Below are 26,017 nucleotides of genomic sequence, written 5' to 3' on the forward strand. Positions count from 1 at the left end.
CGTAGCCAGCGGGTCGCTGCACAGAGCGTTCGTCCGGGTCACAGACCGGCGGCCTTGTAGAGCGCCCCGATCTCGGCCTTGTTGAGCCGGCGGGAGCGACCGGACTTGAGGTCGGCCAGGCGGATGGGGCCCACCTCGGTGCGGACGAGCTCGAGCACGGGGTGCCCGACGGCCTCGAGCATGCGGCGCACGACGTGCTTGCGCCCCTCGTGCAGCACGACCTCGACCATGGCCTTGCCCGGCTGGTGGTCGACGATGCGGAAGGAGTCGACGCTCACCGGCCCGTCCTCGAGCTCGACGCCCTCGCGCAGGCGCTTGCCCACGTCCCGCTGGACGGGCCCGCGGATGGTCGCGACGTACGTCTTGAGCACGCCGTATGCCGGGTGCTGCAGTCGGTGCGCGAGGTCGCCGTCGTTCGTGAGCAGCAGCAGGCCCTCGGTGTCGGCGTCGAGACGGCCGACGTGGAAGAGCCGCTCCTCGCGGTTGCCGACGTAGTCGGCCAGGGAGACCCGGCCGAGCTCGTCGTGCATGGTCGTGACCACGCCCTTGGGCTTGTTGAAGGCGAGGTAGACGCGGTCCTCGTCGAGGTTGACGCGCACGCCGTCGACGTGCACGACCTGGGTGCGCGGGTTGATTCGCACCCCCAGCTCGGTGACGACCTGGCCGTCGACCTCCACCCGACCCTGCTCGATGAGGTTCTCGCATACACGGCGCGAGCCGACGCCCCCGGCTGCCATGAGCTTCTGCAGGCGCACGCCCTCGGGGTCGTGGACGTCGACCTGCGGGGCGGCCTTGCGCTCGGGGAGCTTCGTCGGCTGGCTGGCCTTCGTCGACCCGGCGAACCGCGGCCCGGTGGCCTTGCCGCCGCCGCCGCTCCTCCCGCCGCTCTTGCCGGCGGCGACGGGGCGCCCGGTGCGGCCCTTGGCACCCGGGGCGGCATGGCGGGCGCCGGCCCCACCACTGCCACCGGAGGCACCCGATCCCTTCTTGCGCGGCTGTCGGGGTGACCTGGAGTACTCGCTCATGCGTGTCCTTCCTCGATGAGCTCGTCGATGACGTCGGCGTCCGGTAGGTAGGGCGCCAGCGCCGGGAGGTCGTCGAGCGACGACAGTCCCATCCGCTGCAGGAAGTAGGGGGTGGTGCGGTAGAGCACTGCGCCGCTCTCCCCCACGTCCTCGACCTCCTCGATGAGGCCGCGGGAGGTCAGGGTGCGCACGACGCCGTCCACGTTGACGCCGCGCACCGCGCTGACCCTGGCGCGGGACACCGGCTGGCGGTAGGCGATCACCGCGAGCGTCTCGAGCGAGGCCTGGGTGAGCTTGGCCTGCTGGCCGTCGAGGACGAACTTCTCCACGACAGGGGCGTAGTCGGGCCTGCTGTAGACGCGCCAGCCACCCGCGACGCTACGCAGCGTGAACCCGCGCTGCGCGGCGGCGTAATCCTCCTCGAGGGCGTGCAGGTGGCCACGCACGTCCTCGACGGGGAGCTCGAGCGCCGACGCGAGCGCGACCTCGGTGACCGGCTCGTCGACGACCATGAGGACGGCCTCGAGGGCAGAGCGGGCTCCACCGGGGAAGTCGTTGATGTCGAAGGCGATCTGCTCGTCGCCGCCCCGCTCGGCGAGCACCTCCGGCTCGTCGGCCGCGCCGGGCCCTTGCATCGACCCTTGCATCACTGACCCGGGCTGGTCACTCATCGTCTGCTCCTGTCCGTGCCGCTGCCGCGCCACGCGCCTCTCCGGGCTCCTGCTCGTCGGCCTGCTGCTCGTGTGCCTGGTCGCGCCGCTCGCCGGCCTCCTCGCCGGCCTCCTCGTCGAACTCGTCGTCGATGGCGATCTCACCCGCCCCGGCGCCGGTCCACCGGATGTCCAGCTCGCCGAGGGCCTCCGCCTGCTCGAAGGCGATGGCGGCCTCCTTGAACAGCTCGAGCAGGGCGAGGAAGCGAGCGACGATGACCAGGGTGCTGTCGGCGTCGGCGACGAGGCTGCGGAAGGAGACCTGCCCGCGGTGGCGCAGCCGCTCGACGAGGATGGCGGCCTGCTCACGCACGCTCACCTGGGGCGCGTGCAGGTGCTCCAGCCCGACGGTGGGCGCGATCTTGGGCGTCATGGCACGGGCGGCGATCTTGGCGAACTGCTCCGGCGTGACGGCGATGACCAGCTCCGGCAGCAGGCTCGCGAACTCCGGGTCGAGCCCGGCCTGGCGCGGCGTGATCCGCCCGGCGGTCGCCATCCGGTCGCGGAACGTCCCCGCGATCTGCTTGTAGGCGCGGTACTGGAGCAGGCGGGCGAAGAGCAGGTCTCGGGCCTCGATGAGCGCGAGGTCCTCCTCGTCCTGGGGGCCCGACTGCGGGAGCAGGCGCGAGGCCTTGAGGTCGAGCAGGGTCGCGGCGATGAGGAGGAACTCGGAGGCCTGGCCCAGGTCCCAGTCGCTCTCTGCGGCCTGGGCGGCCTTGATGTGGGCCACGAACTCGTCGGTGACCTTGGCGAGCGCGACCTCGGTGATGTCGAGCTTGTGCTTGCTGATCAGGCCGAGCAGCAGGTCGAAGGGGCCCGAGAAGACGTCGAGGTGGACCTCGAACGGCGTGGAGGCGCGGCGGGTGATGACGCCACCGGGCGTCAGCTCGTCAGCGGGGGAAGCCGGCGCCTGCACGACGTCGCCGGGACCCGCGGGGTCACCGAGGTTGCCGGCCTCGCCGGGCTCGCCGGCGCTGGTGGCCACGGCGTTCTCGCCGACATCGGAAGCGACCGCCTGGCGCTCGACGGTGTCCTGCTCGGTCATCCGCCCACGACGGATCAGGCCGCGCCGCCGCGCGCGATCAGCTCACGGGCGAGCTGGCGGTAGGCGTTGGCACCGGAGTGCTCGGACGAGTAGGAGGTGATCGGCTCGGCAGCCAGCGTCGCGTCCGGGAACTTCACGGTGCGGCTGATGACGGTGTGGAAGACCTGCTCGCCGAAGTGGTCGACGACCGAGCGCACGACCTCGCGGCTGTGCAGCGTACGGCCGTCGTACATCGTGGCGAGGATGCCGTCGACGTGCAGGCGCGGGTTGAGGCGGTCGGTGATCTTGTCGATCGTGTCGATGAGCAGGGCCACGCCGCGCATCGCGAAGAACTCGCACTCGAGCGGGATGACGACACCGTGGGCGGCCGTCAGCGCGTTGACCGTGAGCAGGCCGAGCGAGGGCTGGCAGTCGATGAGGATGACGTCGTACTCGTCGATGACGGGTCGCAGCACGCGGGCGAGGATCTGCTCGCGCGCGACCTCACCGACGAGCTGCACCTCTGCCGCGGACAGGTCGATGTTGGCGGGCACGACGTCGAGCCCTGGTGTGCGGGTCTGCTGGATGACGTCGTGGATCTCGTGACCGCGCTCGACGAGCAGGTTGTAGATCGTGACGTCGAGGCCCTGCGCGTTGACGCCCAGCCCGACGGACAGGGCGCCCTGCGGGTCGAAGTCGACCACGAGCACCCGGCGGCCGACCTCGGCCAGGGCGGCGCCCAGGTTGATGGTGGTCGTGGTCTTGCCGACCCCACCCTTCTGGTTGCACATGGCGATGATGCGCGCCGGGCCGTGGCTGGTCAGTGGCGCGGGGTCGGGGAAGTGGGGCAGCGGGCGCCCGGTGGGCCCCATGGCGCCCGATCCGGCCGACTCGGTCCCCGGAAGCTGGGCAACTCGGGGCACCCCGTTCACGGGACTGTGGCGAAGCTGGTCGAGGTCCCCTGTCGGCACGGACTGCATGGTGTCGTGTGACTCCTCGTTCACCAGGTGTTCCACTCCGCTCGGCCTTGCCTTCAGATCCTGTGGTCAGCCTCTCGCTGATCAGGTGTGACCCTATCAGCGGGCACGGGGGTGGGCGCCCGCATAGACCTCGCGAAGTCGGTGCACCGAGACCATCGTGTAGATCTGCGTGGTCGTGACGGAGGCGTGGCCCAGCAGCTCCTGCACCACCCGTACGTCGGCACCCCCGTCGAGCAGGTGCGTCGCGAAGGAGTGCCGCAGGGTGTGCGGCGAGACGTGCTCGCCCAGGCCGGCGCGCTCGGCGGCGCGCCGGATGACCGCCCACGCCGACTGGCGGGAGAGCCGGGCCCCCCGCTGGTTGAGGAAGAGCGCCGGTCCTCCGCGTCCGTGCGCGGCCAGCGCAGGGCGTCCCCGCACGAGGTATGCCGTGACGGCCTCCACCGCGTAGCGGCCCACCGGGACGATGCGCTCCTTGCCGCCCTTGCCGTGCAGCCGCACGGACGAGCCGCCCCCGCCGTCGTCGCCGGCGGCAGCACCCGGCTCACCGGCGTTCTCGATGTCGTCGATGTCGAGGCCGACGGCCTCGGAGATGCGGGCACCGACGCCGTAGAGGACCTCGAGCAGCGCCCGGTCCCGCAGCGACTCGGGCGTGTCGCCGACGGCCGACGCGGCGAGCAGGCGCTCCACCGCCTCGACGGGGATGGCCTTGGGCAGCCGGGCGGGCGGCTTGGGCGGCGTGACGTTGGCGGCGGGGTCGCGGGGCACGAGGCCCTCGAGCGCGAGGAAGCGGTGGAAGCCCCGAACCGCGACGAGCGTGCGCGCCGCGGACGAGGCCGCCAGGCCGCGCTCGCGCAGCGAGGCCAGGAAGTCACTCACCTGGGCCTCCGTCACTCCCCCGGCATCCTCCACCCCGCACTCGGCGAGGAAGGCGCAGTAGGCGCGGAGGTCGCGGGCGTAGGACTTCAGGGTGTTCTCCGAGGCCCCCTTCTCGACCCGGACGTGGTCGAGCCACCCGCGCACGTCCCGCTCCAAGGGGGTTGGACGTGCCACGGGTGGCGCGGTGACGACCTGGTCGGTCAGGAGAGGGCTTCCTCGAGCGAGACGGACTGCATGCCGTGGGCCTCGGCCACACCGGCGTAGGTGATGTGGCCGTCGTGGGTGTTGAGGCCCAGGGCGAGGGCGTGGTCGGACCGCAGCGCGTCCCGCCAGCCCTGGTTGGCCAGCCTCACGGCATACGGCAGCGTCGAGTTGGTCAGGGCGTACGTCGAGGTGTTGGGGACCGCGCCCGGCATGTTGGCCACGCAGTAGAAGACCGAGTTGTGCACCTGGTAGGTCGGGTCGGCGTGGGTGGTGGGGTGGCTGTCCTCGAAGCAGCCGCCCTGGTCGATGGCGATGTCGACGAGCACCGAGCCCGGCTTCATCTGGGAGACCAGCTCGTTGGAGACCAGCTTGGGGGCAGCGGCGCCCGGGATGAGGACCGCGCCGATCACCATGTCGGCCTGCAGCACCTGCTCCTGCACCGTCAGGCGGGACGAGGCGAGCCCGTGGACCCGGTTGTCGTAGCGCCAGAACGACATCCGGAGCTTGTCGAGGTCGGTGTCGAGGAGCGTCACGTCGGCTCCCATGCCGAGCGCGATGTTGGCTGCGTTCTGGCCCGACACGCCGGCACCGAGGATGACGACCTTGGCGTTGGCCACGCCGCCGACGCCGCCCATGAGCACTCCGCGGCCGCCCTGCGCCCGCATCAGCGCGTGGGCGCCGACCTGCGGTGCGAGACAGCCTGCGACCTCGGACATCGGGTAGAGCAGCGGCAGGCCGCCGGAGGGCAGCTGGACCGTCTCGTAGGCGATGCCGGTGACCTTGCGCTTGAGGAGCTCCTCGGTGAGCGGCTTGTCGGCGGCGAGGTGCAGGTAGGTGAAGAGGGTCAGGCCCTCGCGCATCCGGTGGTACTCCTCCGCGACGGGCTCCTTGACCTTGAGCACCATCTCGGCCTCGCCCCAGACGTCGTCGGCCGAGCCGATGATGCGGGCGCCCGCGGCGGCGTAGTCGTCGTCGCTGATCTGCGAGCCGACGCCGGCGTCCTTCTCCACGAGCACCTGGTGACCGTGCTCGGTCAGCTCGTGGACGCCCGAGGGCGTGATGGCCACGCGGTACTCGTGGTTCTTGACCTCGCGGGGAATGCCGACCTTCATGTCCGTTGCACTTTCTTCTCTCGTGGACCCTGCTCGGAGGCAGGTCCGGTCGACACTGACCGGCGTGGCCCACTCTATCCACGATGCGAGATGCGGCCGGACGGGTGACGCGGCATCGTCCTCGCGGGCTCGACGCCCATGACGCCGCGGAAGCGCTTGCCCCTAGGTTGGAGCCACCGACCGATGAGCCCGACGCCTGGAGCCGCTCGCATGAAGCTGTACGCCGATACACCGGGCCGTCGCACGCGCCAGCTGCTGTCCGACGTCCTCGTCCTGCTCTGGGTAAGCGTCTGGGTGTGGCTCGGCCGCCAGACGCATGACGTCGTGGTCGAGCTGCGCGGGCCCGCCGACTCGCTCACCGCAGCGGGCCGCTCGGTCAACAGCTCGCTGACCGGCGCGGGCAACCAGGCCGGCCAGCTCCCCCTCGTCGGCGACCAGCTCAAGCAGTGGCTCGGCCAGGCGGCGCAGTCGGGCGCCACGCTGAGCAGCGCGGGCACCTCGATGGCCATGACCGTCGAGCGGGTGGCCCTCGTCCTCGGCCTCGTCGTGGCAGCCGTGCCGATCGTCCTCGTCGTGTCGCTCTGGCTCTACGTGCGCGTCGGGTTCGCCCGCCGGGCCTCCGCCGCGCAGCGTTTCCTCGACTCGAACGCAGACCTCGACCTCTTCGCCCTGCGCGCGATGGCCCACCAGCCCCTGGGCACCCTGGCCCGGATCAGCGACGACCCGGCCGGGGCCTGGCGTCGTCGGGACACCGTGGTCATCCACGAGCTGGCGGCACTGGAGCTGCGCGACGAGGGGCTGCGCCCACCGCGCGGGACCTGACGGGCTGCAGGTCGGGGACTCAGCCGGCCGCGTCGGTGCGCGTCACCCCGGGCGTGAGGTCCTCGACCGGCGGGCTCCACGAGTCGGCCGAGGCCGGCACCTGCTCACCCGAACGGATGTCCTTGACCTCGTCGCCGGACTCCCCTGACCCCGGGAACCAGACGTACGGGATGCCCCGCCGCTCGGCATACCGGATCTGCTTGCCGAAGCGTGCAGCCGACGGGGCGACCTCGCAGGCGATGCCACGTCGTCGCAGGGCCGTCGCCACGGCCACGGCACCCTCGCGCGCCTCGTCGTCGGCCAGCGCGACGAGCACGGCCGCGGGGGTCGAGCGCGAGGCGGTGACCAGTCCGCGCCCGACCAGCAGGCCGAGGATGCGCGTGACGCCGATGGAGATGCCGACCCCGGGATAGGTGTTGCGCCCGTCGCTGGCCAGTGCGTCGTAGCGGCCTCCGGAGCAGAACGACCCCCAGGACTCGTGCCCGACGAACTGCGTCTCGTAGACGGTGCCGGTGTAGTAGTCGAGCCCTCGCGCGATGCGCAGGTCGGCGACCAGCTTGCCCGGCGCGTGGGCCATGCCGGTGCGGATCACGTTGGCCAGCGACTCCAGGCCCTCGTCGAGCAGCGGGTGCTCGACGCCGAGCGCACGCACCTGGTCGACGAAGGAGAGGTCGGCGGAGCGGATGCCGGCGAGCGCCAGGCACTGGTCGGCCTGCTCGGGCGTCGTGCCCGACTCGATGAGCAGCGCCTTGACCTTCTCGGGCCCGACCTTGTCGAGCTTGTCGACGATGCGCAGCGTCCCGATCACGTCGGAGATCCCGATGCCCTGGTAGAAGCCGTTGGGGATCTTGCGGTCGTTGACCTGGATCACGAACTCGCCGACCGGGAACTTGCTGAAGACGTCGGCGATGACGAGCGGCATCTCGGCCTCGAAGTGCGGCGAGAGCCGCCCCACGTCGACGACGTCGATGTCGGCCTGGGTGAATTCGCGGTAGCGCCCCTCCTGAGGCCGCTCGCCGCGCCACGCCTTCTGGATCTGGTAGCGCCGGAACGGGAAGGCGAGCTTGCCGGCGTTCTCGAGGACGTACCGCGCGAACGGCACCGTCATGTCGAAGTGCAGGCCCCAGCGGGCGTCCTCGTCACTGCCGCCGGCGAGGCGCGAGACGGCGTAGATCTCCTTGTCGGCGTCCTCGCCCTGGGAGCTCAGGCGCTCGATCGGCTCGATGGAGCGCGTCTCGACCGAGGAGAAGCCGTGCAGCTCGAACGTCTCCCGGATGACGTCGAGGAAGCGCTGCTCGACGATGCGCTCGGACGGGAGGTACTCGGGGAAGCCGCTGATCGGGGTGACCTTGCCGGACTTCGAAGGAGGACGCGTGCTCACGCGGGCAAGTCTCTCAGGTAGGGGTTGGTGGCCCGCTCCTGGGCCATCGTCGTGGCCTGGTAGTGGCCGGGCAGCACGAGCGTCGTGTCCGGCAGCGGCAGGACCACGTCCCGCAGGCTGCGCTGCATGGCCGCCGGGTCGCCGCCCGGTAGGTCGGTGCGGCCGATCGAGCCCGCGAACAGCACGTCGCCGGTGACCATCGTGCGGTCGACGTCCACCTGGCCCTGCAGCCCGTCGGGGACCCGGTCGGTGCCGAACATCACCGAGCCCTCGGTGTGCCCGGGTGCGTGGAGCACGTCGAAGTCCATGCCGGCCAGGCTCAGTCTCGTCCCGTCGCCGATCTCGACGACGTTGCTCGGCTCGGTCCACGTCGCCGCGGCCCCGAACTGCTGCTCGAACATCGCGATCAGCCCCGGGTTCGTCCGCCCCAGCAGGTCGTGCAGCCGGTAGCGGTCGTCGGCGTGGATGTAGGCGGCCGTGTCCGAGCCGCAGACCGGGGTGACGGAGTAGACGTGGTCGACGTGCCCGTGGGTGAGCAGCACGGCCGCGGGGCGCAGCCGGTGCTCCGCGAGCACCTCGCGCAGCGTCTCCACGACGCCCACGCCCGGGTCGACGACGACGCACTCCTCCCCCGCCGCCGGGGCGAGCACGTAGCAGTTGGTGTCGAACGCCTGGGCCGGGAACGCGATGGTGAGCACCCGAAGAGCCTAGCGAGGGCTGCTTCGGCGCCCCCGTCGCGAGCCCCGCTCGGGCGCGTGGTCGCCGCCACGGCATACGCCCTCGGGAGCGGGGACGGGCGCCAGCCGGGTATGCCGTCACCGGGGCTGCGTCGACCACTTCCCCTGGGCAAGGCAGATGTCACGTACTCGTGACCCTCCCGCCACACGCGTCCCTCGGTCGTTCCCTAAAATGACCGAACGCCCGGGGACAACCCACGCGGCCCGTACGAGGAGAGGTTCGTGACCAAAGAGCAGGAACGCGCACGTGCGCGCCGCCGCCACGAGGAGCAGCAGAAGACCGCCAAGCCGCCGGTGAGCGACTCGACGCGCGACAAGCAGGTCTTCGGTGTGATCCTCGCCGTCATCCTCGTCATCGCAGCCGTGATCGCCGTTCCCAAGCTGCTCGGCGGCTCGGACACACCGGCGCCCGCAGCAGGCGGCGCCACGACGCCGGCGTCGAGCACGGCCGGCACCAGCGCCGCGGGCAAGGGCGGCCTGCAGGCCGGGCAGAAGCTGGCCGCGGGCTGCACCGCTCCCCCGCCGCTGCAGGCGACGCCCAAGAAGCAGACCCAGGTGCCGGCCAAGGCGACGGCAGCGGGCAAGACGTTCGTCGCGACGGTGAAGACCACCTGCGGTGACATCACCTTCGAGCTCGACGGCGTCCACGCACCCCAGACCGTCGCGTCGTTCATCAACCTCGCCAAGACGGGCTACTGGGCGCCGAGCCCGTGTCACCGCGTCACCACCGAGGGCATCTACGTCCTGCAGTGTGGCGACCCGACGGGCACCGGTCAGGGCGGCCCGGGCTACGGCTTCGGCATCGAGAACGCCCCGAAGGACGGCAAGTACGCCAAGGGTGTCCTCGCGATGGCCCGCACCCAGGACCCGAACAGCAACGGTGGCCAGTTCTTCATCACCTACAAGGAAACGCACTTGCCCACCGACGGTGGGGGTTACACGATCTTCGGGAAGGTGACCAAGGGCCTCGACATCGTCGAGAAGATCGCCGCCAACAAGGCCCTTCCCCCCAGCCCGCAGGACGGCACCCCCGTGTCCCCGATCAGCATCCTCAGCGTCAGCGTGACGGAGAAGAAGGCATGAGCGACATCCAGCACCCCGAGCCTGACGAGACGACCGTCTCGGACACGCAGCCCGAGACCGACCAGCCCGCGGTCGAGCAGGCCGCTCCCGACGAGCGGACGGACCACGCCGCCGTCACCCCGGCGGCCGAGAACGCCGACACCGCGGAGACGGTCGAGACCATCGAGCCGGCACCGGCCGGGGAGCCCGCCGAGGCACAGGCCGAGCTCGCTGACGCCGTCGCGTCGGTCAGCAGCACCGAGGTGGGTGACACGGCGCAGGCACCCGCGGACGAGGCACCCGCGGACGAGGCACCTGCTGCGGAGGCGCCGACGAGTGGCCCGGCCCCCAGCGCGCCCACCCCGGCGAGCATCCCGAAGCCCTCCTCGATCCCGACGCCGGCCGCCCTGGCCAAGGCCGCGCCGCACCCGACCGTGACCCCCGCTGCGCCGGCTCCCATCACGACCGACCACTCCGCGTCCGCGGCGTTCGGACGCGTGGACGAGAACGGGACCGTCTTCGTGCGCACCCGCGACGGTGAGGAGCACGAGGTGGGCTCCTACCCCGGCGCCACTGACGAGGAGGCCCTGACCTACTTCGCCCGCAAGTACGACGAGCTGTTCGCGTCGGCCGTGCTGCTCGAGCAGCGGCTCTCCCAGCCCGAGGTGCCGTCCAAGGATGTCGCCGAGGGCCTCAAGACGCTCGCCGCGCAGGTCAAGGAGGCCGCCGTCGTCGGTGACCTCGATGCCCTCGCCACCAAGCTCGACGAGATCCAGTCCGGCCTCGCCGCCAAGCGCAACGTCGAGCAGCAGCACCGGGCCGAGGCCCGCGCCGCCGCCACCACCGAGCGCGAGAAGATCGTCGCCGAGGCCGAGGCCATCGCGGCCCAGCCGGAGCAGCGAATCCAGTGGAAGACCAGCGGCGCCCGTATGCGTGAGCTGCTCGACGAGTGGAAGGCCCACCAGCGCTCGGCGACCCGCCTCGACCGCGAGACCGAGTCGGCCCTGTGGCAGCGGTTCAGCGCTGCGCGCAACAGCTTCGACAAGGCACGTCGTGGTCACTTCGCCGGCCTCGACGCCCAGCACGCCGAGGCCAAGGGCGCCAAGGAACGGCTGGTCGCCGAGGCGGAGAAGCTCTCGACGAGCACCGACTGGGCGGCCACCGCCGGGGCGTTCAAGCGGCTCATGGACGAGTGGCGTCGTGCCGGACGGGCCAGTCGGTCCGACGACGACAAGCTGTGGGCGCGATTCAAGGAGGCGCAGGACCGCTTCTTCGCGGCCAAGGACGAGGTCGTGGCGGCCGAGGAGGAGCAGTACCGCGGCAACCTGACGGTCAAGGAGGCCCTGCTCGTCGAGGCCGAGGCGATACTGCCGGTCACCGACCTCGAGAGGGCCAAGGCTCAGCTGCGGGTGATCCAGGACAAGTGGGACGCGGCGGGCAAGGTGCCGCGCGCCGACATGGAGCGGGTCGAGAAGGCGATGCGCCGCGTCGAGCAGACCGTGCGCGACGCCGAGGACCGCAGGTGGAAGTCCAGCAACCCCGAGGTCGCCGCGCGGGCCCGCGCCATGGTGGACCAGCTCGAGCGCGCCGTCGCCGACCTGCAGGACGACCTCGCCAAGGCGGAGGCCTCCGGCAACCCGGGCAAGGTCAAGAAGGCCCGCGAGGCCCTCGAGGCCCGCCAGGTCTGGCTCGACCAGGCGCGCGCCGGCGTCGCGGAGTTCGGCGGCTGAGCAGCCGACGCGCTGCACGAAAGTGCCCACTCGGCTCTCCGGCCGGGTGGGCACTTCGTTGTCCCGCAACGGGCACGTCGCCAGCGCCTGCGCGCTGTCACGCGCCCGACTACATGGTCGACTTGCCGCCGTTGACGCGGTAGACGTCGAAGACACCGTCGATGCGGCGCACCGCCTTGATGACGTGGTCGAGGTGGGCGGGGTCGCCCATCTCGAAGGTGAAGCGGGAGATCGCCACGCGGTCGCGGGAGGTCTGCACCGAGGCCGAGAGGATGTTGACGTGCTGGTCGGACAGCACGCGCGTCACGTCGCTCAGCAGCCGGTTGCGGTCGAGCGCCTCGACCTGGAGCTGGACGAGGAAGACGCTCGCGGAGCTGGGCGCCCACTCGACGTCGATCAGCCGCTCGGGGTTGGCCGTCAGCTGGTCGGCGTTGGTGCAGTCGACGCGGTGCACCGAGACGCCGTTGCCACGGGTGACGAAGCCGATGATCGGGTCGCCGGGCACCGGGGTGCAGCACTTGGCGAGCTTGACCCACACATCGGCCGTGCCGACGACGACGACACCGGGGTCCCCGGGCCTGCGACGGGAGGCGGCCCGGGTCGGGACGGTCGCCTCGGCGAGGTCCTCGGTGGCGCCGTCGACGCCACCCATGGAGGCGACGACCTTGCTGACGACGTGCTGCGCGGAGACGTGCCCCTCGCCGACGGCGGCGTACAGCGCCTCGATGTCCTGGTAGCGCAGGTCCGTCGCGACGGCCGTCATCGAGTCGTGGCTCATCAGCCGCTGCAGCGGCAGGTTCTGCTTGCGCAGCGCCTTGGCGATCGAGTCCTTGCCGGCCTCGATGGCCTCCTCGCGCCGCTCCTTGCTGAACCACTGCTTGATCTTGTTGCGGGCACGGGGGCTCTTGACGAACTGCAGCCAGTCGCGCGAGGGACCGGCGCCGTCGGCCTTGGACGTGAGCACCTCGACGACGTCGCCGTTCTCGAGCGTCGACTCGAGGGGCACGAGGCGGCCGTTGACGCGCGCGCCGATGCAGTGGTGCCCGACCTCGGTGTGGACGGCATACGCGAAGTCGACCGGCGTGCCGCCGGCCGGGAGCGCGACGACCGAGCCCTTCGGGGTGAAGACGTAGACCTCACTGCTGCCCATCTCGAAGCGCAGCGAGTCGAGGAACTCGCCCGGGTCCTCGGTCTCGCGCTGCCAGTCGAGCAGCTGGCGCAGCCATGCCATGTCGTTCTGGGGCGTGACCTCGCCCGGACGGGGGGCGCCACCGCTGTTGTTCTGGTCCTTGTACTTCCAGTGCGCGGCCACGCCGTACTCGGCGCGGCGGTGCATCGTGTTGGTGCGGATCTGGACCTCGACCGGCTTGCCCTGCGGGCCGATGACCGTCGTGTGCAGCGACTGGTACATGTTGAACTTCGGCATCGCGATGTAGTCCTTGAACCGGCCGGGGACCGGGTTCCACCGCGAGTGGAGGGCGCCGAGCGCCGCGTAGCAGTCACGCACCGTGTCGACGAGCACGCGCACGGCGACGAGGTCGTAGATCTCCTCGAAGTCGCGGCCGCGCACGATCATCTTCTGGTACACGGAGTAGTAGTGCTTGGGCCGGCCGGTGACGGTGCCCTTGATCTTCGCGGCCGCGAGGTCCTCGGTGACCTGGGTCCGGACGCCGGCGAGGTACTCCTCGCGGGCCGGTGCGCGCTCGGCGACGAGGCGCACGATCTCGTCGTAGACCTTGGGGTAGAGCGTCGCGAACGAGAGGTCCTCGAGCTCCCACTTGATGGTGTTCATGCCGAGTCGGTGCGCGAGCGGCGCGTAGATCTCGAGCGTCTCGTTGGCCTTGCGCTTGGCCGACTCGGGGCTGACGTAGCGCCAGGTTCTAGCGTTGTGCAGGCGGTCGGCGAGCTTGATGACGAGGACGCGGATGTCGCGGGCCATCGCGATGACCATCTTGCGCACCGTCTCGGCCTGCGCGGCCTCGCCGTAGGTGACCTTGTCGAGCTTGGTGACGCCGTCGACGAGCATCGCGATCTCGTCGCCGAAGTCGCGCCGCAGCTCGTCGAGGCTGTATGCCGTGTCCTCGACCGTGTCGTGCAGCAGAGCCGCCGCCAGGGTGGGCGGGGTCATGCCGAGCTCGGCGAGGATCGTCGCGACGGCGAGCGGGTGCGTGATGTAGGCGTCACCGCTCTTGCGCATCTGCCCCTCGTGCGCACGATCGGCGACGGCATACGCCCGCTCGATGACCGACAGGTCCGCCTTGGGGTGGTTCTGGCGGACCGCCGTCATGAGGGGCTCCAGGACGGGGTTGCCCGCTGGGCGGGTCGCCCCGAACCGCGCGAAGCGCGCCCGAACCCGCGACGGGGTGGACAGCTCGCTGCGGACGTCCTCGCTCATGAAGAGAGTCTAGGCGTTGCCGCCGGGGGTCACACCGTGAGGATGGCGTTGACGGGCCGGTGCGCCAGGCGCTTGCGGCCCTCGAGGAAGGCGAGCTCGAGAACCACCTCGATCGCGGCCACCTTTGCGCCGGCTCGCTCGACGAGGAGGGCGGTCGCCTCGGCCGTGCCACCGGTGGCGAGCACGTCGTCGATGACGAGCACGCGCTGTCCGGCCTCGAACGCGTCGGTGTGGACCTCGATCTCGGCCGTGCCGTACTCGAGGGCGTAGCTCTCCCGAAGCGTCTCCCCCGGCAGCTTGCCGGCCTTGCGCACCGGCACCATGCCGAGCTCGAGCTCGTAGGCCACCGCAGCACCGAGGATGAAGCCTCGTGCCTCGATGCCGACGATGACGTCGACCGAGCCGGCATACCGCTGCGCGATGTCGCGGACGAGCTCGCGCAGCGCGGGACCGTCGGCGATGAGGGGGGTGAAGTCCTTGAACATCACTCCGGGCTTCGGGAAGTCCGGGATGTCGCGCAGCTTGCTGGCCACGAGGTCACTGATCTGGCTCACGCCGTCTCCTTCTGGGTGTGCGGGGCCGTGTCCGTGGCTGGGATCGTGGCTTGGGATCGTGTTCAGCGCTGGGACTTCGGCGCCCGCTTCGGCTGGTTGCGGGGACCTGCCTGGGCGTACTTGTGCACCGGACGCGGCGTGCCGGCCCTCGTGGCGCCCGGATCGGCCGCCCCAGTGGTGTCGGCCCCGACGGCGACCGGCTCGGGGGTGCCCGCGGGCGCCTCGGGGCGCGTGTTGGCGCCGTGGCGCTCGACGTACTTGGCGAGCTCCTTGACGGCCGGCTCGTTGCGGCGCAGGTCGACGAGCAGCGGCGTCGCGATGAAGATCGAGGAGTACGCGCCCACCGCGATGCCGATGAAGAGCGCCAGCGAGAGGTCGAGCAGGGTGCCGGGGCCCAGCAGCGTGAAGCCGACGAAGAGCACCGCGGCGATGGGCAGCAGCGCCACCACGGTGGTGTTGATCGAGCGGACGAGGGTCTGGTTGACGGCCAGGTTGGCTGCCGCGGAGTAGGTCATGCGACGGGTGCGGAAGGCGTCGCCGGTGTTCTCGCGCACCTTGTCGAAGACGACGACGGTGTCGTAGAGCGAGTAGCCGAGGATCGTCAGGAACCCGATCATCGACGACGGCGTGATCTCGAAGCCGAAGAGCGCGTAGATGCCCACGGTGATGACCAGGTCGTGCAGCAGCGCGACGAGGCCCGCGACGGCCATCTTCCACGTGCGGAAGTAGAGCGCCATGACGATCGTCACGAGCACGAGGAACACGACGAGTCCGCGTATTGCCTGCTGGCTGACCGACGCCCCCCAAGAGGGGCCGATGAGCGAGGCGCTGACCGAGCTCTCCTTGACCCCGAATGCCTTGGCGAGGGCGGCGCGGGCCTGCTCGGTGCGGTCGGACGCCGCCTCGGACTGCACCCGGACCGTGTCCTGCCCGACGATCGTGGAGATGACGTTGCCCGGGATGCCCGCCGTCGAGATCGCGGACTGCGCCTTCTCCTCGTAGCCCTGGCTGTTGGTCACGCCCTGGACCCGGAACTCAGAGCCACCGCGGAACTCGATGCCGAAGTTGAGCCCCTTGACGAAGATGCCCACGAGGGCGAGGACGATGAGCACGCTGGAGATCGCGTACCACGTCTTCTGGCGCTTGATGAAGTCGATCGAGCGCTTGCCGGTGTAGAGGTCGTTGCCGACCTGGGCGAAGTTGATCATGCCTGGGCCTTCCCCTCGGCGAGGCGGGCCGAGCCCACGGTGGCGGGCGGGCGCTGGGCGCCGGGAGCCCCGAACTGGCCGCGGCCGCGGTAGCGGACCGACTCCTTCGCGCCGAGGCGCTGCGGGTCGAGGCCCGACCACTTGTGACCGCCACCGAAGAACTTCGTGCGTGCCAGCAGCTGCACCGCGGGGTGCGTGAAGAGCATGACGACGAGCAGGTCGATCAGCGTGGTGAGCCCGAGGGTGAACGCGAAGCCGCGCACGTTGCTCGAGGCGAGCAGGTAGAGCACGAGGGCCGCGATGAAGTTGACGGCGTCGGCCGCGATGATCGTGCGACGGGCTCGCTTCCAGCCCGTCTCGACGGCCGCCACCAGAGGACGCCCGTCGCGGACCTCGTCACGGATGCGCTCGAAGTAGACGATGAAGCTGTCGGCGGTGACACCGATGGCCACGATGAGGCCGGTCACCCCCGCCATCGTCAGGCGGAACCCGTGGGTCGTGCCGAGCACCGTCACCGCGAGGTAGGTGATGACGGACGCGACGAGGAGCGAGGCGACGGTCACCAGGCCCAGGGCGCGGTACTGGAAGAGCGAGTAGACCACGACCAGGAGCAGGCCGATGAAGCCCGCGAGCAGGCCGATGCGCAGCTGCTCCTCACCGAGCTGCGGCGTGATGTTGTCCTGCGTCTGCAGCGCGAACGAGATGGGCAGGGCGCCGAACTTCAGCTGGTCGGCGAGCTGCTTGGCCGAGTCGATGGTGAACGAGCCGGTGATCGAGGCCCGACCGTCGGTGATGACCGCGCGGGCCTGGGGAGCCGTGATGACGGACTTGTCGAGGACGACGGCGAACTGGTCGAGAGGCGGCTGCCCCTGCAGGCCGAAGAGCCGCTTGGTGACGGCCGCGAACTTCGCCTTGCCGCTGTCCTTGAACGACAGCGCCACCTCGACGATGGAGGTCGGCTGTCCGTTGGGGCCGGGCTGGTAGCCGCTGGAGGCGTCGGCGATCTCGCTGCCGTCGATCTCGCTCGGGCCGAGGACGTACTTGGTGGCGCGGTCCTCACCACAGGTGGCGAGGGGCTGCGACGGGTCGTCGACGATCTTGTCCAGGGCACCCGGAGCCGCGCAGTTCAGGGCGGTGTACGCCTTGGCGACCTTCGTGGCGGCCGCTTCGGCCTTCGCCTTGTCCCAGCCGATCGTGAGCAGACCCTTGACGGTCTGGTCCTTGATCGCGGCCTCCGTCTGCGCGGGCGTGGGGGCCGGAGCCGTCTGGGCCGGCGCGGGGGCGGTCGCGGTGGCCTTGGGGGCCGGTGTGCCGGACGTGGCGGATGGCGCCGGCGTCGTCGCCGCGCGCAGCGCGTCGGGGACGACGCCGTTCTGGGCGGTGGCGGACGTGGACGGCGTCGAGGACACGGTCGGCTTGGGGGCGGCTGTGCCCGACGGAGTGCCGGACGGGGTAGCGGACGGGGTGGCGCCACCGCTCGGCGTCCCGCCGGGAGTGGCCTGGGCGGCGTGTTGGTCGAGGGCCTGGACGTAGACCGCGCGGAACCGCAGCTGCGAGGGCTTCTTGAGGGCGTCGAGCTGCTCGGCGGTGGGCGAGCCCGGGATCGAGACGACGATGTTCTTGCCGCCCTGGGTCGTGATCTCGGCCTCGGAGACGCCGTTGGCGTCGATGCGCTGGCGGATGATGTCGACGGCCCGGTTGACCTGGCCCTCACTGATGGTCTGGGTGCCGACCAGCTGCGGCTGGAGCACGAGCTCCGTGCCGCCCTCGAGGTCGAGGCCGAGACGAGGGGTCATCGACCCGTCGCCCCACTTCGTCAGGCCGGCGGCCAGGGCGCCGAGACCGATGATGATGACGAGCAGCGCGAACAGGCTGCGTCTCGCCGACTTCTTGGTGGAGCTGCGTGCCACGGAAGCCTCACTGACCGTTCTGCTGGATGCCCGGCGTCGTGCCCGGGTCATCGGTGTTCGGACCGCCCACCGCGCCGGTGTCGGACGTGTCGGCCTGCTTCATCGCGATGGCGCGGCGGTCGATCCGGATGGTGGTGCCCTCCGCGACCTCGAGCCAGGCGCTGGTGTCGTCGAGGTGCTTGACGGTGCCGAAGATGCCGGACGACGTGATCACGCGGTCACCGACGCCGAGGGCCGAGCTGAAGTCGCGTGCCTGCTTCATCCGCTTGTTCTGGGAAAAGAACAGCCAGCCGAGCAGCAGCAGCGGCAGCGCGAAAATCAGCAACGAGAAGGCCCCGTTGTTGTTCATGTCAGCTCAGTCCTTCATCTTGTCGTCCGGTCGTCGCACCTGCGCGCCACAACACCGTGTCTGCGGGTCGGATGTCGCGTCAACGACCGGGGGCACCGGATGGTGCCGCGGCAGCGGCGATGGTGCCCGCAGGAGTCTACGTGCGTCGGTGCAGTTTGTCAGACGGGACACAACCCTCCGCCCACACCGGCATGTCACGTTTTGGCAGCGTTGGGGCGGCCTCCGACACGCCGTTCGAGTCGCCTTCGAGACGCCGTCCGGGACCGGGGTGGACCTCGGTCGGAGACGGTGCACGCGACACCGCGCTCACGCCTCGAAGCGGCCGCCGCCGGCCTCGTCGATGGGCAGCGTGGCGCCCCACATGCCCTGCGCGTCCAGCGGAGGGGTCAGGCCGAGGTGCTCCCACGCAAGGCTCGAGGCTGCGCGCCCGCGTGGGGTGCGCACCATGAAGCCTTCGCGCACGAGATAGGGCTCGGCCACGGTCTCGACGGTGTCGGGCTCCTCCCCCACGGAGACCGCGAGCGTCGACAGCCCCACCGGGCCGCCGTTGAAGCGCCGGCACAGGGCCTCGAGGACCGCGCGGTCGAGCCGGTCGAGGCCCCGTTCGTCGACGTCGAACAGCTCCAGGGCCTGGCGGGCAGCGGCATGGGTGACGCGGTCCTCGCCGTGCACCTGCGCCCAGTCGCGGACCCGGCGCAGGAGGCGGTTGGCGATGCGCGGTGTGCCGCGGGAGCGCAGCGCGATCTCGCGGATGCCGTCCTCGTCCGCGTCGAGACCCAGCAGGCGTGCGGAGCGGTGCAGGATCGTCACGAGGTCGGCAGCGGTGTAGTAGTCGAGGTGGCCGGTGAAGCCGAACCGGTCACGCAGGGGCGCGGGCAGCAGGCCGGCGCGTGTGGTCGCGCCGACGACGGTGAACGCCGGCAGCTCGAGCGGGATGGCCGTCGCGCCCGGGCCCTTGCCGATGATGACGTCGACCCGGAAGTCCTCCATGGCGAGGTAGAGCATCTCCTCGGCCGACCGGGACATCCGGTGGATCTCGTCGAGGAAGAGCACCTCGCCCTCGGCGAGCGACGAGAGCACCGACGCCAGGTCTCCCGCGTGCTGGATGGCAGGGCCGGAGGTGATGCGGATGGGCTGCTCCAGCTCGCCGGCGACGATCATCGCGAGGGTCGTCTTGCCGAGCCCGGGCGGGCCGGAGAGCAGGACGTGGTCCGGCGGGGTGCCCCGCCGCTTCGCGGCCTTGAGGACGAGCCCGAGCTGGTCGCGCACGCGGGTCTGGCCGGGGAACTCGTCGAGCCGCTTGGGCCGCAGTGCCGCCTCGACCTGTCGCTCATCGGTGTCGCCCGTGGCGTCGACGATCCGGGCGGTCGCCTCGAACGAGCCGTCGTCCCACACCTCCCGCTCGGCCTCGGCATCGCTGCCCCACGAACCGACGCTCATCGGCCGAGCTCCTGCAGCGCCGCCCGGAGCAGCGCCGAGACTCCCGCTCCGTCTGCCGCGAGCGGTGCGATCCTGTCCAGCGCGTCGTCGGCCTGGCGGGCCGTCCAGCCGAGACCGACGAGGGCCTCACGGACCTGCTCGCGCCAGGCCTCGCCGGTGTCGAGCGGCACGGGGGCGGCCTGGCCGGCCGACCCGGGCAGGGCACCGAGCTTCTCCTTGAGCTCGAGCACCATGCGCTCGGCGCCCTTCTTGCCGATGCCGGGCACCTTGGTCAGTGCAACGAGGTCCCCGGTGCCGAGGGCCACGCGGACCGCGTCGGGCGAGTGGACGGCCAGCACGGCCAGGGCCAGCCGCGGTCCCACGCCCGAGACGGTCTGCACCGTCTCGAACACGTGCTTCTCGTCGTCGGTGGCGAAGCCGTAGAGCGTCAGTGAGTCCTCGCGGACGACGAGGCTCGTGGCGAGCTCGGCCGGCTGCCCGAGGCGCACCGAGGCCGCCGTCGCCGGAGTGGTGTGGACGAGCATGCCCACGCCGCCGACGCCGACGACGACGGAGTCGAGGCCGACCTTGAGGACGGTTCCGGACAGCGAGGCGATCATCGGGGCTGGGCTCCAGGGTGCGGGGACGGGGGTCGGTCGGTGCCGACTCGGTTGCGGGGCGGCTGGCTGGTGGCGGCGCGCAGCCGCTGCGCCGGTGGCGCGGCCCCCGGCGGGACACGACGAGGTATGCCGCTCCCCCGGCTGCCCGTGCGGGCGAGGACCTCGAGGCGGGCCTCCTCCAGCCGGTTCTGCGTGCCGCCGCGCCAGACGTGGCAGATCGCGAGCGCGAGGGCGTCGGCGGCGTCGGCCGGCTTGGGGGCCGAGTCCAGCCCCAGCAGGCGGGTGACCATAGTGGTGACCTGCGCCTTGTCCGCGCGGCCGCTGCCGCTGACGGCGGCCTTGACCTCGGTGGGTGTGTGGAGCGTGACCGGGAGCCCCAGCCGCTCGGCCATGATCATGACGATGCCGGTCACCTGGGCGGTGCCCATGACGGTGGAGACGTTGGTGTCGGCGAAGACCCGCTCGATGGCCACGGCCTCCGGGCGGTGCCGGGCGAACCACTGGCGCATCTCGTCCTCGACGGCGACGAGGCGCTTGGGCGTCGGGTCACCGGCGGGCGTGCGGATCACCCCCACCTCGACAAGTGAGAGCTTGCGGCCGGGGACCCCGTCGACGACGCCGACGCCGCACCGGGTGAGCCCGGGGTCGACCGCGAGGACGCGCACGGCATACCTCCTCGGGGTGTCGGAGTCGGGCGTCGGAGTGGCGGAACGGGAGCGTCGGGGACGGTGCCGGGCAGCGCCGATCCGAACACCTGTTCGGCACCACGCTAACGGGCGCGTCCGCAAAGGTCGGGAGGCACGCCGGTCGCCGGCGTGCCTCCCGTGCCGGGCCCTCGGGGCCGCGGGTCACTCCTCGTCGTCGAGCTGGGCGAGCACCTCGTCGGGGATGTCACCGTTGGCGAAGACGTTCTGCACGTCGTCGCTGTCCTCGAGCGCCTCGATGACGCGGATCATCTTCTTCGCGCCGTCGAGGTCGAGGGGCACCTGCAGGTTCGGGACGAACGACGCCTCGGCCGACTCGTAGTCGATGCCTGCGTCCTGGAGCGCGGTGCGGACCGCGACGAAGTCGCTCGCCTCGGAGATGATCTCCCACGTGTCGCCGTTGTCGTTGACCTCCTCGGCCCCCGCCTCGAGCACGACCTCGAGGATGTCGTCCTCGGAGCCGGCGTCCTTGAGGACGGTGACGACGCCCTTGCGGTTGAAGACGTAGGACACCGAGCCCGGGTCGGCGAGCTGACCACCATTGCGGGTCAGCGCGGTGCGCACCTCGGCGGCGGCGCGGTTGCGGTTGTCGGTGAGGCACTCGATGAGCACCGCGACGCCGTTGGGCGCGTAGCCCTCGTACATGATCGTCTGCCAGTCGGCCGCGCCCGCCTCGGCGCCCGACGCGCGCTTGACGGCGCGGTCGATGTTGTCGTTGGGCACCGAGGTCTTCTTCGCCTTCTGGATGGCGTCGTAGAGCGTCGGGTTGCCGGTGGGGTCGGCGCCGCCCTGGCGGGCCGCGACCTCGATGTTCTTGATGAGCTTGGCGAAGAGCTTGCCGCGCTTGGCGTCCTTGGCCGCCTTCTGGTGCTTCGTGGTGGCCCATTTGGAGTGGCCGCTCATGCAGTGTCCTCGCGTTCCGGTGACTGGCGTGCGCCCGACTGCTGGAGTCGGTGCTCTCTGACGATCGAGACGAACTCGGCGTGGATCCGGCGGTCGGCCCCCACCTCGGGGTGGAAGGAGGTGGCCATGAGGCTGCCCTGCCGGACCGCGACGATCCTACCGGCGGCCGGCCCCTCGCTCACGCGGGCGAGCACCTCGACGTCGGGTCCGGCATCCTCGACCCACGGGGCGCGGATGAAGACGGCGTGCACCGTGCCGGTGTTGCCCGGGGCAGCCCAGGCGTAGTCGAGGTCCTGCTCGAAGGAGTCGACCTGGCGGCCGAACGCGTTGCGCCGCACGGTGATGTCGAGGCCGCCGAGCGTCTGCTGCCCCGGACGCACGTCGGCGATCCGGTCGGCGAGCATGATCATCCCGGCGCACGAGCCGTAGGCGGGCATCCCCTCGGCGATGCGCCGCAGCAGCGGCTCGCGCAGCTCGAAGGCGCGGACGAGCTTGTCCATGACCGTGGACTCCCCGCCGGGGATGACGAGCCCGTCGATCGCCTCCACCTCCGCCGGCCGGCGGACGGAGACGGCCTCGGCCCCGAGGGCCGTGAGGGCGGCCAGGTGCTCCCGCACGTCCCCCTGCACCGCGAGGACGCCGATCCGCGGCTTCGCCTCGTCGGGGGGCGCGCCGGGCGAGGCGGGGCGGTCGGTGCTGGTCGTCGTGCTCACCGGATCAGGGTAGAACGCGCCCGGCAGGGGGCTCGCCACGGGTGGTCACGGTGCCGCCCTGCGGTGATGTCTCGGGTGCGAGACGATCGAGCAGGCGGTGCTGACATCGGCGGCGACGCGCAGGATACGTTGCGGCCATGACGACGGTGCACACCCACGACACCCTCCAGAACCGTGCGCAGCGGGCGGACGACACCTCTCCCCTGCGCGGCACGCGAGAGCTCTTCGAGCTGCCCGACGACGTGATCTACCTCGACGGCAACTCGCTCGGCGCCCTCCCTCGAGCGGTGCCCGCCGTCGTCGACGACGTCATGCACCGGCAGTGGGGCGAGCGCCTGATCCGGTCGTGGAACGAGGCGGACTGGTGGGGCGCGCAGACCCGGGTCGGAGACCGCGTGGGCCGCCTCGTCGGTGCGGCGCCCGGCCAGGTCGTCGTGACCGACTCGACGTCCGTCAACCTCTTCAAGGCCGTCATCGGCGCGGGGCGCCTGCGGCCGGGGCGCACGGTGGTCCTGACCGACCCCGACTCGTTCCCGACCGACCTCTACATGACCGAGTCCGCGGCAGCGCTGGCCGGGCTCGAGGTGCGGCGCGTGCACCCCCGTGACGCCGTGGACGCCATCGCCGAGGTCGGTGACACCCTGGCCCTCGCCTCCTACTCGAGCGTCGACTACCGGACCGGCGAGCTGTGGGACCTGCGCGCGATCACGGAGGCAGCGCACGCGGTCGGCGCGCTCGCGTGCTGGGACCTGTGCCACTCCGCCGGGGTCATCGAGGTCGGCCTCGACGCGGGTGGCGCCGACCTGGCCGTCGGCTGCGGCTACAAGTACCTCAACGGCGGCCCGGGTGCTCCCGCCTTCCTCTACGTGGCCACCCGGCACCAAGACGACTTCGACCAGCCGCTGACCGGCTGGCAGGGACACGCGCACCCGTTCGACATGCGCCCCGACTACGAGCCGGCACCCGGCATCACCCGCGCCCGTGTCGGCACCCCACCCCTGCTCTCGGTGCTCGCCCTCGAGGCTGCGCTGACGGCATACGACGGGCTGTCCCCCGCCGACGTGCGAGCCGCCTCGCTCTCGGTGACCGGGACCTTCATCGAGGCGCTCGACGCGCTCGGTGTCGACCTGCCGCTCGCGACGCCGCGCGAGCCGGAGCGACGCGGCTCGCAGGTGTCGCTGCGCCACCCGGAGGCGTTCGCCGTCGTGCAGGCCCTGATCGCCCGCGGGGTCATCGGCGACTTCCGCGAGCCCGACATCATCCGCCTCGGCTTCGCGCCGCTCTACGTCACGCACGTCGACGCGGTGAGGGCCGCCGTGCACCTCAAGGAGGTTCTCGACGGGCGTGAGTTCGATCGGCCGGGGTTCGCGCAGCGCGGCGCCGTCACCTGAGGCATCGTCCTGCGCACGGTGCCGCCCCTGGTGGGGTGATCACCACACCGGACGCAGGATCATCCGCCATCCGATTGCCGGGGCGGCCGGCGTAGGGCCGGCCGCACCAGCACGTCGACGTTGTCGCTCCACTGCTCTGCCGAGCCGATCCCTCTCGGCAGCGCTCGGACGGCGGGGTCGCGGACGCTGTCGGCGACCACGGCGACCGCGCCCTCGCGCACCCCCTGGAAGGGCCGGTCCCAGAACGGCTCGACGGGGTCGTCAACCGTCGGCAGCCCGGCCTCCCGCTGCAGCCGGCTCAGCAGCCGGAGCGCCTCGACGAGCCGCGCCTCCCGCTCCGCCCAGGCGCTCGCGGCGACGGCTGCCTGCAGCGGCACGGTCGCGGCACCGGCCCGCGGGAGCCGCGCGAAGCTGGTCCCGAGCCACTTCGCGTACGGGGGCCAACGGCGCTCGAGCACGTGGCCCAGGTGCATGGCGATGCCCGCCAGTCGCGCCGCCACCACTCGTGACCCCAGGTCGTCGCCGCGCTCCCCCGTGCGCCCGACGAACGGCAGCTCCTGCGCGAGCCGGGCCCAGTCGGTCGCGACGACATGGCGCCAGAGGTCATCGGGATACCACTCCAACCGACGACGTATGCCGTCCAGCTCGCCCCCGAGGTCGATGAAGACCGGGCCGGCCGTGACCTCGAGAACGGCCTGCCCGGTGAGCGAGAGCCACTCACCGACGCCGAGGTCGCGGGTGGCATCGACACCGAGTCGCGAGATGCTGAGGTCGCGGGCCGTCGAGACCTGCACCCGGTGACGCACCACGGGGTCCCAGGTCGTCGGGAACCGCACCGGGTGGCCGGCGAAGGTCTCGGGCAGGCGGTCGACCAGATGGGCGTCGACGACCTCGACCCGGTCGGCCGGTACGAGGAGCTCGAGTCGCAGCCCCCAGTCGTGGTCCCGCGACCTCGCGTCGTCCAGTCCGAGGACCTCGGACCCGCTGCCGAGACGTGCGGCGGCATACGGCATGCGGGGGCATGCCGCCTCGACGACCGGTCGCACGACTCGCTCGAAGTAGGACCGCGAGAGCTCGGTTCCGGAGGGCGCCACGCCCCGATCGTGCCAGTCAGGGGCCCGGGACGACGTATGCCGCCGCACCCGACTGGGCGCGACGGCATACGTCAGCGGGTGGCTGGGAGTGCGGAGGTCACCAACCGCGCTCGGCGAGCCGGTGCGGTTGCGGGATCTCGTCGACGTTGATGCCGACCATGGCCTCGCCGAGGCCGCGGGAGACCTTGGCGATGACGTCGGGGTCGTCGTGGAAGGTCGTCGCCTTGACGATGGCCTCGGCGCGCTGGGCGGGGTTGCCCGACTTGAAGATGCCGGAGCCGACGAAGACGCCCTCGGCGCCGAGCTGCATCATCATGGCGGCGTCGGCAGGCGTTGCGATGCCGCCGGCGGTGAAGAGCACGACGGGGAGCTTGCCGGCCTGGGCGACCTCCTTGACGAGCTCGTAGGGCGCCTGCAGCTCCTTGGCCGCGACGTAGAGCTCGTCCGGGCTCATGGAGTGGAGGCGGTTGATCTCGGCCCGGAGGGTGCGCATGTGGGTCGTCGCGTTGGAGACGTCGCCGGTGCCCGCCTCGCCCTTGGAGCGGATCATCGCCGCGCCCTCGGTGATGCGGCGCAGGGCCTCCCCGAGGTTGGTCGCGCCGCAGACGAACGGCACCGTGAACTGCCACTTGTCGATGTGGTTGGCGTAGTCGGCCGGGGTGAGCACCTCGGACTCGTCGATGTAGTCGACACCGAGGCTCTGGAGCACCTGGGCCTCGACGAAGTGGCCGATGCGGGCCTTGGCCATGACGGGGATCGACACGGCCTCGATGATGCTGTCGATCATGTCGGGGTCGCTCATGCGCGACACGCCGCCCTGGGCGCGGATGTCGGCGGGGACCCGCTCGAGGGCCATGACGGCAACGGCGCCGGCGTCCTCGGCGATCTTCGCCTGCTCCGCGGTGACGACGTCCATGATGACGCCGCCCTTGAGCATCTCGGCCATGCCGCGCTTGACGCGGGTCGTGCCGGTGGCGCTCGGGCCGGACTGCTGGTCAGCCGCGGGCGTGCTGCCCGAGGTCGGGGTGGTGCTCACGATGTCCTGCTTTCCCGTGTACTGGAGTGGTGCCGCTCAAAGCGTAGGCCCACTCGAA

24 protein-coding genes are annotated in these 26,017 nt (G+C 71.4%); 4 read left to right on the forward strand and 20 right to left on the reverse strand.

Annotated features, from left to right (window positions below; all coding sequences use genetic code 11):
- Positions 1-38: 38 nt before the first annotated feature.
- From LQK93_RS18180 to ald, 6 genes are all read right to left on the reverse strand, one after another.
- Entirely contained in the window at positions 39-1,025 is a 987-nt protein-coding gene (locus tag LQK93_RS18180; protein ID WP_374969170.1) for a pseudouridine synthase, read from the reverse strand.
- A complete protein-coding gene (gene scpB, locus LQK93_RS18185) occupies positions 1,022-1,696 on the reverse strand; it encodes an SMC-Scp complex subunit ScpB (RefSeq protein WP_374969171.1) in 675 nt (224 codons plus the stop codon). The genes LQK93_RS18180 and scpB overlap by 4 nt, the downstream gene beginning before the upstream one ends.
- On the reverse strand, positions 1,689-2,780 hold the full coding sequence (locus LQK93_RS18190) for a segregation and condensation protein A (protein ID WP_374969172.1): 1,092 nt from the start codon (positions 2,778-2,780) through the stop codon (positions 1,689-1,691). The genes scpB and LQK93_RS18190 overlap by 8 nt, the downstream gene beginning before the upstream one ends.
- A 14-nt stretch (positions 2,781-2,794) precedes the next feature.
- Positions 2,795-3,631: a ParA family protein gene (locus LQK93_RS18195; RefSeq protein WP_374971540.1), complete on the reverse strand. Its 837-nt coding sequence runs from the start codon at positions 3,629-3,631 to the stop codon at positions 2,795-2,797.
- Between the two features lie 204 nt (positions 3,632-3,835).
- Positions 3,836-4,789: a site-specific tyrosine recombinase XerD gene (xerD, locus tag LQK93_RS18200; protein WP_374969173.1), complete on the reverse strand. Its 954-nt coding sequence runs from the start codon at positions 4,787-4,789 to the stop codon at positions 3,836-3,838.
- A 26-nt stretch (positions 4,790-4,815) separates the two neighbouring features.
- A complete protein-coding gene (ald, locus tag LQK93_RS18205) occupies positions 4,816-5,931 on the reverse strand; it encodes an alanine dehydrogenase (RefSeq protein WP_374969174.1) in 1,116 nt (371 codons plus the stop codon).
- A gap of 210 nt (positions 5,932-6,141) precedes the next feature.
- Between ald and LQK93_RS18210 the strand changes: the two genes are divergently transcribed.
- On the forward strand, positions 6,142-6,753 hold the full coding sequence (locus LQK93_RS18210) for a hypothetical protein (RefSeq protein WP_374969175.1): 612 nt from the start codon (positions 6,142-6,144) through the stop codon (positions 6,751-6,753).
- Between the two features lie 19 nt (positions 6,754-6,772).
- Here the strand turns inward: LQK93_RS18210 and hisS are convergent, their stop codons facing one another.
- A complete protein-coding gene (gene hisS / locus LQK93_RS18215) occupies positions 6,773-8,134 on the reverse strand; it encodes a histidine--tRNA ligase (RefSeq protein ID WP_374969176.1) in 1,362 nt (453 codons plus the stop codon).
- Positions 8,131-8,832, reverse strand: coding sequence for an MBL fold metallo-hydrolase (locus tag LQK93_RS18220; protein ID WP_374969177.1), 702 nt, complete (start codon positions 8,830-8,832; stop codon positions 8,131-8,133). Before LQK93_RS18220 ends, hisS begins: the two co-directional genes overlap by 4 nt.
- A gap of 261 nt (positions 8,833-9,093) precedes the next feature.
- On the opposite strand from LQK93_RS18220, the gene LQK93_RS18225 reads away from it, so the two are divergent.
- Entirely contained in the window at positions 9,094-9,954 is an 861-nt protein-coding gene (locus LQK93_RS18225) for a peptidylprolyl isomerase (RefSeq protein ID WP_374969178.1), read from the forward strand.
- Positions 9,951-11,663 carry a DUF349 domain-containing protein gene (locus tag LQK93_RS18230; protein ID WP_374969179.1) on the forward strand — a complete coding sequence of 571 codons (1,713 nt, stop codon included), beginning with the start codon at positions 9,951-9,953 and terminating at the stop codon, positions 11,661-11,663. The genes LQK93_RS18225 and LQK93_RS18230 overlap by 4 nt, the downstream gene beginning before the upstream one ends.
- Positions 11,664-11,772: 109 nt before the next feature.
- On the opposite strand, the gene LQK93_RS18235 is transcribed toward LQK93_RS18230, so the two are convergent.
- The 10 genes from LQK93_RS18235 to pdxT all read right to left on the reverse strand — a co-directional run bounded on the left by LQK93_RS18235 (position 11,773) and on the right by pdxT (position 22,369).
- The gene (locus LQK93_RS18235; protein ID WP_374969180.1) at positions 11,773-14,058 is read right to left on the reverse strand and encodes a RelA/SpoT family protein; all 2,286 of its coding nucleotides are present in this window, start codon (positions 14,056-14,058) and stop codon (positions 11,773-11,775) included.
- A 29-nt stretch (positions 14,059-14,087) separates the two neighbouring features.
- A complete protein-coding gene (locus LQK93_RS18240) occupies positions 14,088-14,612 on the reverse strand; it encodes an adenine phosphoribosyltransferase (protein ID WP_374969181.1) in 525 nt (174 codons plus the stop codon).
- A 62-nt stretch (positions 14,613-14,674) separates the two neighbouring features.
- A complete protein-coding gene (gene secF, locus LQK93_RS18245; protein ID WP_374969182.1) occupies positions 14,675-15,820 on the reverse strand; it encodes a protein translocase subunit SecF in 1,146 nt (381 codons plus the stop codon).
- Positions 15,817-17,730, reverse strand: a complete 1,914-nt coding sequence (gene secD, locus LQK93_RS18250) for a protein translocase subunit SecD (protein ID WP_374969183.1) — start codon at positions 17,728-17,730, stop codon at positions 15,817-15,819. The genes secF and secD overlap by 4 nt, the downstream gene beginning before the upstream one ends.
- 7 nt (positions 17,731-17,737) lie before the next feature.
- Positions 17,738-18,079 (reverse strand): preprotein translocase subunit YajC, encoded by a 342-nt coding sequence (gene yajC, locus LQK93_RS18255; RefSeq protein WP_374969184.1) that lies wholly within the window; start codon positions 18,077-18,079, stop codon positions 17,738-17,740.
- A gap of 306 nt (positions 18,080-18,385) precedes the next feature.
- Positions 18,386-19,519, reverse strand: a complete 1,134-nt coding sequence (gene ruvB, locus LQK93_RS18260; RefSeq protein WP_374969185.1) for a Holliday junction branch migration DNA helicase RuvB — start codon at positions 19,517-19,519, stop codon at positions 18,386-18,388.
- The gene (gene ruvA / locus LQK93_RS18265; RefSeq protein ID WP_374969186.1) at positions 19,516-20,118 is read right to left on the reverse strand and encodes a Holliday junction branch migration protein RuvA; all 603 of its coding nucleotides are present in this window, start codon (positions 20,116-20,118) and stop codon (positions 19,516-19,518) included. Before ruvA ends, ruvB begins: the two co-directional genes overlap by 4 nt.
- Complete coding sequence (ruvC, locus tag LQK93_RS18270; protein WP_374969187.1) at positions 20,115-20,783, reverse strand: crossover junction endodeoxyribonuclease RuvC; 669 nt, start codon at positions 20,781-20,783, stop codon at positions 20,115-20,117. The genes ruvA and ruvC overlap by 4 nt, the downstream gene beginning before the upstream one ends.
- A gap of 183 nt (positions 20,784-20,966) precedes the next feature.
- Positions 20,967-21,725: a YebC/PmpR family DNA-binding transcriptional regulator gene (locus LQK93_RS18275; RefSeq protein WP_374969188.1), complete on the reverse strand. Its 759-nt coding sequence runs from the start codon at positions 21,723-21,725 to the stop codon at positions 20,967-20,969.
- Positions 21,722-22,369 carry a pyridoxal 5'-phosphate synthase glutaminase subunit PdxT gene (gene pdxT, locus LQK93_RS18280; protein WP_374971541.1) on the reverse strand — a complete coding sequence of 216 codons (648 nt, stop codon included), beginning with the start codon at positions 22,367-22,369 and terminating at the stop codon, positions 21,722-21,724. The genes LQK93_RS18275 and pdxT overlap by 4 nt, the downstream gene beginning before the upstream one ends.
- Before the next feature lie 206 nt (positions 22,370-22,575).
- On the opposite strand from pdxT, the gene kynU reads away from it, so the two are divergent.
- The gene (gene kynU / locus LQK93_RS18285; RefSeq protein WP_374969189.1) at positions 22,576-23,829 is read left to right on the forward strand and encodes a kynureninase; all 1,254 of its coding nucleotides are present in this window, start codon (positions 22,576-22,578) and stop codon (positions 23,827-23,829) included.
- A 59-nt stretch (positions 23,830-23,888) separates the two neighbouring features.
- Here the strand turns inward: kynU and LQK93_RS18290 are convergent, their stop codons facing one another.
- Together LQK93_RS18290 and pdxS are read right to left on the reverse strand one after the other, a co-directional pair.
- Entirely contained in the window at positions 23,889-24,923 is a 1,035-nt protein-coding gene (locus LQK93_RS18290; RefSeq protein ID WP_374969190.1) for a DUF4037 domain-containing protein, read from the reverse strand.
- 97 nt (positions 24,924-25,020) lie between these two features.
- Positions 25,021-25,959, reverse strand: a complete 939-nt coding sequence (gene pdxS, locus LQK93_RS18295; RefSeq protein WP_374969191.1) for a pyridoxal 5'-phosphate synthase lyase subunit PdxS — start codon at positions 25,957-25,959, stop codon at positions 25,021-25,023.
- Between the last annotated feature and the right edge of the window lie 58 nt (positions 25,960-26,017).

The organism is Terrabacter sp. BE26, from assembly GCF_041941675.1.
In the GTDB taxonomy this organism is placed as follows: Bacteria; Actinomycetota; Actinomycetes; order Actinomycetales; family Dermatophilaceae; genus Terrabacter.

Excerpts from the sequence above, each read along its gene's own strand:
- LQK93_RS18195 (WP_374971540.1), bottom strand. The coding sequence starts at position 3,631 with ATGGGGCCCACCGGGCGCCCGCTGCCCCACTTCCCCGACCCCGCGCCA.
- yajC (WP_374969184.1), bottom strand. The coding sequence starts at position 18,079 with ATGAACAACAACGGGGCCTTCTCGTTGCTGATTTTCGCGCTGCCGCTG.
- LQK93_RS18235 (WP_374969180.1), bottom strand. The coding sequence starts at position 14,058 with ATGAGCGAGGACGTCCGCAGCGAGCTGTCCACCCCGTCGCGGGTTCGG.
- LQK93_RS18180 (WP_374969170.1), bottom strand. The coding sequence starts at position 1,025 with ATGAGCGAGTACTCCAGGTCACCCCGACAGCCGCGCAAGAAGGGATCG.
- ruvA (WP_374969186.1), bottom strand. The coding sequence starts at position 20,118 with ATGATCGCCTCGCTGTCCGGAACCGTCCTCAAGGTCGGCCTCGACTCC.
- LQK93_RS18210 (WP_374969175.1), top strand. The coding sequence starts at position 6,142 with ATGAAGCTGTACGCCGATACACCGGGCCGTCGCACGCGCCAGCTGCTG.
- secF (WP_374969182.1), bottom strand. The coding sequence starts at position 15,820 with ATGATCAACTTCGCCCAGGTCGGCAACGACCTCTACACCGGCAAGCGC.
- LQK93_RS18275 (WP_374969188.1), bottom strand. The coding sequence starts at position 21,725 with ATGAGCGGCCACTCCAAATGGGCCACCACGAAGCACCAGAAGGCGGCC.
- ald (WP_374969174.1), bottom strand. The coding sequence starts at position 5,931 with ATGAAGGTCGGCATTCCCCGCGAGGTCAAGAACCACGAGTACCGCGTG.
- LQK93_RS18230 (WP_374969179.1), top strand. The coding sequence starts at position 9,951 with ATGAGCGACATCCAGCACCCCGAGCCTGACGAGACGACCGTCTCGGAC.
- kynU (WP_374969189.1), top strand. The coding sequence starts at position 22,576 with ATGACGACGGTGCACACCCACGACACCCTCCAGAACCGTGCGCAGCGG.
- LQK93_RS18190 (WP_374969172.1), bottom strand. The coding sequence starts at position 2,780 with ATGACCGAGCAGGACACCGTCGAGCGCCAGGCGGTCGCTTCCGATGTC.
- ruvB (WP_374969185.1), bottom strand. The coding sequence starts at position 19,519 with ATGAGCGTCGGTTCGTGGGGCAGCGATGCCGAGGCCGAGCGGGAGGTG.
- scpB (WP_374969171.1), bottom strand. The coding sequence starts at position 1,696 with ATGAGTGACCAGCCCGGGTCAGTGATGCAAGGGTCGATGCAAGGGCCC.